The sequence below is a fragment of the Winogradskyella pacifica genome (genome assembly GCF_003386275.1).
In the GTDB taxonomy this organism is placed as follows: Bacteria; Bacteroidota; Bacteroidia; order Flavobacteriales; family Flavobacteriaceae; genus Winogradskyella; species Winogradskyella pacifica.
The window spans coordinates 1-8,209 of the sequence record NZ_QREI01000013.1 but is presented as its reverse complement, the minus strand read 5'-3'; the positions used below and the strand labels follow the sequence as shown (position 1 = coordinate 8,209).

Below are 8,209 nucleotides of genomic sequence, written 5' to 3'. Positions count from 1 at the left end.
GACTCGTACGTGTAAGGGATCACTAATCTAAAACACGTTATAGTTCTCCTCTTTTTCTATATAAAGATATTTATTACAAACTAAAGAAACACGTTACCCAACATTTGAAAAAAGCATTCGTAATCATATTGACCTTAATCGGAATTGTAAGTTTTGGACAAGAAAATAAACTTGACCAAAATGAAAACGGAATGAATTCAATCGAACCGACTGAATTAGATAGCCTTTATATTCGAGCTTTAAACAGTCGACTTGATTTGATTTTAGGAAGTGGTTGGAATTACGTGGAAATGAGTGGTTATGGAAAAAGGATTGCGGAATTAGATGTTTCTAACCGAATTAAATTTCTAACTAACGAGGAACTGATTGACTTGTCGATTAAAAAGAAAAAAACGATTAACATAATTCGACTGAATCACAAAATAGTTGCAAAAGATACGATTGACATAATTTTTGGAGACGTTTCTGTGACTGCGAAAAGAGGAATATTTTTTCAACGTGGTATTCGATTTAAAAAAGCGGAATTTTCAGTTGGTTGTCGAGGAACGAATGGTTATCAACCTGATATACGATTTGTGTTTGACCGAAAAGAAAATAAATGGAATTTAATAACTAACCGATTTGTAACGACAAAAGAATAAAAAACGTTGGGTAACACTGTATATAATTTATTGCTTGGTTCTAGCCTACTTACGAAAATCCTATCGGATTTTCTATTCGGTTTTTATTTGTTAACTTAGTTGCTTAACCACGCAACAAACCATATACAAACACGTTGTGCAACATTAGGAAAAACGACCAATTATTCGGATATTTATAAAATAAATTTAAATGAAAATGGCAACAGTAGATAATATACGAAACGGATTGATTGACAAAATACTATCGATTAAAAACAAAGACTTTTTAGTGGCACTTGACAAAATAATTACATCGAGTTCATCTGAATCTGAAATGGTTGAATTGACCAAAGAACAGAAAATAATGCTGGAAATGAGTGAACGAGATATAAAAGATGGAAAACTGATTTCTCAAGAAGCAATGAATAAAAGGAATTTGGAATGGCTAAACGCAATGTAACTTGGACACGAACAGCTGACATTCAGTTCGTGGGAATTTTAGAATATTGGGTTAAAAGAAACAAGTCAAATAGTTACTCGAAAAAACTTTTAAAGCTAGTTTCGGAAAGAACAAAACAGATAGCCGAAAAACCTCTGATTTACAAAGCTACAGATTTCAAAGATACAAGAGTTGCTTCATTAGGTAATTTTAGTATTTACTATAAATTTAATGACACAGAAATTATCATCACAGCTTTTTGGGACAATAGACAAAATCCGAAAAAACTTTTGAAAATATTAGAGAACAAAAAATAACGTTGCACAACACCGTATATAATTTATTGCTAGTTCTAGCCTACTTATGAAAATCCTGGCGGATTTTCTATTCGGTTTTTATTTGCTAAATTACGCGCTAAACCACGCAACAAACCATATACAAACACGTTGTGCATAATGCGGAGATCGTGCTAAAATTGAACATTTGAACTAAAAACGCCAACGCACAAACAGCACATTTATTTTTTTGCCAACGCGAAAAACCAACGCTAAAAAAAATAAAAGAGCTGTTTCTTGCAAACGCTCAAAACCAAAAGAATGAACACCTTCAACGACATAAAAGAATTAGTTACCGCTCTGAAAAGAGAGGAAAAACTAATCTCTGAAATGTTTAGTAAAAGGAAATCCATAGATTACAGATTGAGTGATGCTCTAGAACTTGTCGATTATGAAGATAGTCGTATTGATTTATTAATACAAAAATCTGTAATTAGAGAAAATGGAGGTCTTTTAGAACTTGATGGTCAATTTCTGGAATTTTTCGAGCAAGTACTTTATGTAAGTGAAGAAATCAACTTGTCTTATATTGATGAAAACATCAGAAAAATCAAAGAAAACATAGATTATTTTTTAAACGAGAATAACGAAAACAGAAAATATGGTTATTTAAGGTTTATAAAAAAGACATTTAGGAAAATGGGGGTTATTACACTTAGAAGTGTAGTTGATTTAAGACGAAATATAGAGAATACCTTTAAAAACGAAACAAATTACAAGAACAAACAATTAAAGTTAGAACACCTTGATGAGAAAAGAACAATAGTAACAAATTTGATACAGCAAACATTGACTCTTATTAACGAAGAAGAAATAACTTTTTTTAATAGAGCCTTAGACGAAGAATTGAGTAGAATTATTATTGAATTAAAACATCAGCTAGGAGAATGCTCACACAACCTAATCGAGATAGAAAAACAGATAATTGATTATCTAAATCAAATAAAACAGCATGGGAAATTTTTAGAAAAATTACGAAAACTTAAATATTTAAAAGACAATTTTACTATAGAAGCAGAAACTGACATTAGACAAATAGTATCAAACAAAAATCAAGTGATTTTTGAGGCAAGAACAAATCAACCCTTAAATTTATCTATTGATTTTCTTAGAGAAAGTAAGAAAGCTTTTGAAGCAATTAAGAGAATTGCTAAAAATCATAAAGATAGATTACTCTTCAAACCAGAAATAGCAGAAAGTATTTCTAATGAATATCTTCAAAACAATATTGAGGAAGAAGTAATGATAAATCTAGAAGAAGTACGAAATCGTTTTGTTGCTACAAGTGATAATTTATTCAATTTTATCTTAAATTATGATTTTTTAAAAGAAGTAGATTTTAATGATCGAGTGACAATATTTTGTCAAATCATTTCACAATATGAACAAGAATTAAAAATAAAAGACAATTACCAAATCACCAATGGCATTGAATACGCTATGGTATTTTCAAAATAAATTTTAATGTTTACAAAATATACATCAGAAATATTTGACGTGCTACGCAAAGGACAATTCATCTGCTCAAACAGTCCTGATGATGAAATTCAAAAACTTTATAAAGTTCTAGAAGATGAGGAGACTTTTGAGGATTTACACGAATATTTTCATCAAATCAATTACGTATTAGAGCAAGGCAATGAATATTTCTATTTCAGTCGAATAGAAAATAATGTTGACTTAGACAGGAAACTAGAAAAAGCATTCAATTGGATTGACATACTAGACTTTTTTAAAACTTTTGATTCTTCTTTTGATGTAGGCTTTAGGTTTTCACCATCTGACATTGTAAATCAATTAAAGAACAATGCGGATTTGAAAACCAAACTAGAGAAATTAAAGAAAATAGGAATTGACAAAAAAAGCTACTCAGAAAGAATAAAAAAATTAATTGAAAAACTTGAAAAAGATAATTTTATTACCTTAGAAAATGAGATTTCGGAAACTTATAAAGTACTTACCTCTTTAAATTATCTGAAAGATATTATAACAGCTATTAATATTCCCGAAGAAATAGAAAATGAGATACCTAAATAAAATAGTTTTCATAAATAGTGCATCCGTAAAATACGCTGAAATTGAATTAGACGGAAACGTTCATTTAATCGGAACACAAGGCGTAGGTAAAAGTACCTTACTTCGTGCAATCTTGTTTTTTTATAATGCAAATAAAACGAAGCTTGGGATACCGAGAGAAAAAAAAGGGTTTGATGATTACTATTTTGAATATCAAAACTCATATATTATTTACGAAATCATAAAAGACAACATTCCTTTCTGTGTCTTAGCATACAAAGTGAATGGAAAGGTTGCCTTCCGATTTTTCAATTCTGAATATAAACGAGCATTATTTATTGACAATGATAATAGAGCTTTTGAAAATTGGGATAAAATAAGAAATGCTTTTGGAAAAGAAATTTATTACACTCATTTAATAAAAAGTTATGAAGACTTTCGTAGAATTATTTATGGAGATAATGCTGGATTAAAGCCAGAGCTTAAAAAGTACGCTTTAATAGAAAGTAGACAATACCAAAATATACCAAGAACTATTCAAAACGTACTTCTAAATACCAATTTAGAAGCAAAATTCATTAAAGACACCATCATAAATTCTCTAAATGAAGAAGAATTTGTTATAGATATCGAAAACTACGCTAAGAATCATTTACGTGATTTTGAATCTCAGATTAACGATATTAAAATATGGTTCAAGGAAAATAGAAAAGGGCAAATTGTAGTTAGAAAGCAAGCCGACAAAATTATTGACAGATATAGATTTTTCAATTTCCTAAAAAGAGAAAAGAAAGAATTAACGTATGAACTAGCATCTAGGTTTAATTATATAGAAAACGAAAAGTCAATTTTACACTCTAATTTTTCAAAAGAAAACAACGAGCTAACCGAGATTCTTAAAAAAAGAGAAAACTTAGCAAAAACGCATCGAAGAAGAGAACAGGATATTGTTTCGGATATTAAACTTATCACCACAGATTTAGCAAAAGCAAAGCAAAAGAAAGAGGAATACGATATCCAAAATATCAATCAAATAATTTCAAAAGTTTCAAAGAAAGATTCTTTCATTACAGAGCAAAAGACTTTAGAAGAAGAAAAAAATCTGTTAACCTCTAAGTTCGCAGAAATTAGTCAAAGATTCCAGGCACTCATTACCCAAATTCAAAATCGACATCAAGAGTTTGCTAATGGAAAGAATGCAGAAATCAATAAAATCCAAAGTGCTTTTGCAGATAATAAGACTGGAGTTTTCGATGCATATCAAAAGTTGATAAATCAGATTAAGGAAGAAAACAAAGATGAAGTAAATAAAGGTCATAATAAGTTAGAAACAATAAGGGAAAATGAAAATAGCTTAAAAAGAAGCAAATCAGAATTAAAACATAAAACCTTTTTTTTATCAGAATTAAAAAAATGTGAAGACGATAAAAAAGCTATAGATAGCAAAATTTCAAGTTCAAAAATCATCATTCAAAATGCAACAAACCAAACGGTTATAATTCGTAAAGAATGGGAATTAGAAGCCAAGGAAGTAGAAAGGATTCATAACGCATCCGTCCAAAAAGAAAAAGAAAAAATTGAAAAATTGGTTTCAAAAATTGAGACCATTGAAAATAAAATCCAACAAAGTAAATCTTCTCTCTATGGCTGGTTAAATGAGAATATTGATGATTGGCAAAATAACATCGGAAAGGTAATTGATGAAGACAACGTTTTGTTCAACACAGAACTCAATCCTAAACTAATTAATAGCAATTCCACTACTCTATTTGGTATAGAGTTAAACTTAAACACTTTAAAAAACAGTATTAAAACGGTCAAAGAGTACAATCAAGAAATTGAGGAGTTTAAAGTTAAAATTATTGAAATTCAGAGTACTATTAAGCAACTTAATGTAAATAAAGAAGATAGTTTACAAAAACTTAAAACAAAGTTCAGGAAACAATTAAACAGTTTCAAGGAAGTTATTTCTGAAAATGACTACATTATTTCTCAAAACCAAGAAAAATTAAAGAAAAATAAGATTGATTTAGATGAATGGGTTTCAAAAGCAAAATTGGAAAAAGAAACTATTTTACAAAAACTAGAAAGTGATTTAGATGAAATTGCGTCAAAGAAATTAAAAGCTCAAGAAGACCTTGAAGTTCTTAAAAACGGAATAAAGCGTAAGATAAGTTTAAAAGAAAATGAACGAAATACTGAAATTGAATCTTTGGAGGATATTAAAAACAAGTCAATTTCCGAAATAAACATTTCTATTTCAAGTGGTAAAGACGAATCAGATAAACGAATTCAACAGCTAAAAAAAGAACAAACCTCAGAATTAGGCAACAAAGGTGCTGATACGAAAAGGCTGAATATTATTGATAATAGATTACAAGAAATAGAAAAAGACTTAGATTATATAAAAGGAAACGAAACTATTGTTATAGAGTACAACAAAGATAAAAGAGAACTCTTTGATAAAGTTCCTCAATTAAAAGTTGACAAAACGAGTTTAGAAAAAAAACAAACTTCAATAATTAGTGAACATAAAATTGAGTTGAATAAAATCAATACAAAATATTCTAAACAAGAAGATTTTGTGAAATCAATACAATCTAAAATTGATGAATTTGAAACTGACGAAAAGAAATTTATTGAGTTTAAAGAAAAGTCAGAAACTTATAAAAGCGTTCATATTTATTTTTCTGAGCCAATTAGAGAAATTGTTGAGACAAAAACAGCAATCTCAATTATTACAGAAATAAATGATAAACACTATAAAGGAATTGAAACATTTAAAGAGTTACAACAATCTACAAATGCCTTTATTGGTAATTTTGGCGAACAGAATATATTTAGTTTTAAAGTAAAACTAAATGATGATAAGGAATATTTGGACTTTGCTTCTGACCTTAAAGAATTTATTGAAGCAGATAAAATCAACGAATATGAAAAACGTGTAAATGACCGATTCGCACACATAATTCATTTGATAGGCAGAGAAACAACTGAACTAAATTCTAAAAAAGGAGAAATTGAGAAAATCATTAAAAAAATTAATGATGATTTTATTGGTAAAAACTTTGTTCAAGCCATCAAAGGAATGGAAATGAAAACTTTAGAAAGTTCTAATCCAATAGTGAAGTTATTGATTCAGATAAAAGAGTTTAACGATGAAAACAGTATCACTTTAGGAGAAACAAATCTTTTTACTTCGTCTGAAAGTAATTCGAAAAATCAAAAAGCTGTAGAGTTATTAAAACAATTAGTGAGAGAATTAATGAAGTCAAAAAGCACAACGTTAACACTCTCAGAGTCTTTTGATTTACAATTTAGAATAATAGAAAATGACAATGACTCTGGTTGGGTAGAGAAGCTTTCAAATGTTGGTAGTGAAGGAACAGATGTTTTAGTAAAAGCTATGATTAATATTCTACTTCTCAACGTTTTTAAAGATAGTGCATCTAAAAAATTCAAAGACTTTAAATTACATTGTATGATGGACGAAATAGGAAGACTTCACCCAAATAATGTTAAAGGAATTTTGAGATTTGCCAACGAAAGAAACATTTTATTAATTAATGGTTCACCAACAAGTCAAAATGCTACAGACTATAAATACACGTATAAACTTGCGAAAGAACAATCCAAAAGCAACACTAAAAAATATATCACAAAAATTAATAGATTGGTTAAAGTAAATACCAAAGTTCTTAATTAATGAAATTAACATTAAAAATAGCAAAAGTATTAGTCCGATTAATCAATGAAGAATCAATTCCAAATAGTTTTGCTAAAGGAAGATTAATAGATGATTTAGTTGCTGAGAATATTATTTATAGAAAAGGGAAACATAAAAAGTCCCTAGAGCTATTAAATAAATCAAATTTACACACTTATTTAGCAAATCAGTTACAAATTAATGATTTGAACAATTATATTTTGGCTTTAGAAAATGAAAATTCAACTCGTGCTGAACTTGTAAAGATTACAACAGATTCTAAAAAATCAAAAGAGAGAGCCTTTAAAGGCTTCTTAGTGAATAGTTATAGTTCAATAAAAGCTGAGCTAAATAATGAAAGCATAATCATCAAACCTACTAAAGGAAGCTTTGTTTTTGTATATGACTTCGAATCTTTCAAAATTCCAAAAGAAATAACAGTTATTGGAATTGAGAATGCTAAAAATTTCAGTCAAATTCAAGAACAGAAATACTTATTTAAAAATATAAATCCTTTGTTTATTTCTCGTTATCCTCAAAACCAAAATAAAGATTTTATAAAATGGATGAATTCTATCCCAAACAATTATTTGCATTTTGGAGACTTTGATATTGCAGGAATTGGGATTTACTTAAATGAATACAAAAAGCACTTAATGGGAAAAGCGACATTTTTTATTCCTGAGAATATAAAAAGTGATTTAAGAAATAATGGTAACAGAGAGCGATTTGACAATCAAAAAATTAATTTTAAAATTAGTGATATAAAAGAACCGAAAATTTTAGAGTTAATTGAGATAATTCAATTAGAAAAAAAAGGCCTAGACCAAGAATATTATATAGAAACAGATAGCCAATGCTAAAAACCATACACATTTGCAATTCGCACCAGCCAACGCTACATCAAAAATTGCAAAAGAGTATGTCTCGCCTGAGCTCATTTACAAACTAAAGAACAAACATCGGAAAACCAAGCTGAACGTGAAAGCACTATGCACAACAAAGTACTGTGGCAAAAAACAAGTAAAAACTCATTAATTTTTCACTAAAGTACTTTTATAATTTCCATCATATATTAATCCCGATTTAGCTA

At 28.6% G+C, this 8,209-nt stretch carries 7 protein-coding genes; all 7 read left to right on the top strand.

All coding sequences use genetic code 11. The features are described 5' to 3' along the window. Positions 1–104: 104 nt before the first annotated feature. The 7 genes from DFQ09_RS18225 (at position 105) to DFQ09_RS18195 (ending at position 7,979) form a co-directional block, all read left to right on the top strand. Entirely contained in the window at positions 105–641 is a 537-nt protein-coding gene (locus DFQ09_RS18225; RefSeq protein WP_115812997.1) for a hypothetical protein, read from the top strand. Positions 642–837: 196 nt separating this feature from the next. Beyond that, on the top strand, positions 838–1,080 hold the full coding sequence (locus DFQ09_RS18220; protein ID WP_115812999.1) for a hypothetical protein: 243 nt from the start codon (positions 838–840) through the stop codon (positions 1,078–1,080). Continuing rightward, positions 1,062–1,376, top strand: a complete 315-nt coding sequence (locus DFQ09_RS18215; RefSeq protein WP_115812995.1) for a type II toxin-antitoxin system RelE/ParE family toxin — start codon at positions 1,062–1,064, stop codon at positions 1,374–1,376. Before DFQ09_RS18220 ends, DFQ09_RS18215 begins: the two co-directional genes overlap by 19 nt. A gap of 279 nt (positions 1,377–1,655) precedes the next feature. Next, the gene (locus DFQ09_RS18210; protein ID WP_115812993.1) at positions 1,656–2,852 is read left to right on the top strand and encodes a hypothetical protein; all 1,197 of its coding nucleotides are present in this window, start codon (positions 1,656–1,658) and stop codon (positions 2,850–2,852) included. Positions 2,853–2,858: 6 nt separating this feature from the next. After that, the gene (locus tag DFQ09_RS18205) at positions 2,859–3,431 is read left to right on the top strand and encodes a condensin complex protein MksE (RefSeq protein WP_115812991.1); all 573 of its coding nucleotides are present in this window, start codon (positions 2,859–2,861) and stop codon (positions 3,429–3,431) included. Next, positions 3,415–7,116: an ATP-binding protein gene (locus tag DFQ09_RS18200; protein ID WP_115812989.1), complete on the top strand. Its 3,702-nt coding sequence runs from the start codon at positions 3,415–3,417 to the stop codon at positions 7,114–7,116. Before DFQ09_RS18205 ends, DFQ09_RS18200 begins: the two co-directional genes overlap by 17 nt. After that, complete coding sequence (locus DFQ09_RS18195; protein ID WP_115812987.1) at positions 7,116–7,979, top strand: DUF7281 domain-containing protein; 864 nt, start codon at positions 7,116–7,118, stop codon at positions 7,977–7,979. The genes DFQ09_RS18200 and DFQ09_RS18195 overlap by 1 nt, the downstream gene beginning before the upstream one ends. The last annotated feature ends 230 nt before the right edge of the window (positions 7,980–8,209 follow it).

Coding starts and splice junctions, on each gene's coding strand:
- DFQ09_RS18200 (WP_115812989.1), top strand. CDS start 3,415: ATGAGATACCTAAATAAAATAGTTTTCATAAATAGTGCATCCGTAAAA.
- DFQ09_RS18215 (WP_115812995.1), top strand. CDS start 1,062: ATGGCTAAACGCAATGTAACTTGGACACGAACAGCTGACATTCAGTTC.
- DFQ09_RS18220 (WP_115812999.1), top strand. CDS start 838: ATGGCAACAGTAGATAATATACGAAACGGATTGATTGACAAAATACTA.
- DFQ09_RS18205 (WP_115812991.1), top strand. CDS start 2,859: ATGTTTACAAAATATACATCAGAAATATTTGACGTGCTACGCAAAGGA.
- DFQ09_RS18210 (WP_115812993.1), top strand. CDS start 1,656: ATGAACACCTTCAACGACATAAAAGAATTAGTTACCGCTCTGAAAAGA.
- DFQ09_RS18195 (WP_115812987.1), top strand. CDS start 7,116: ATGAAATTAACATTAAAAATAGCAAAAGTATTAGTCCGATTAATCAAT.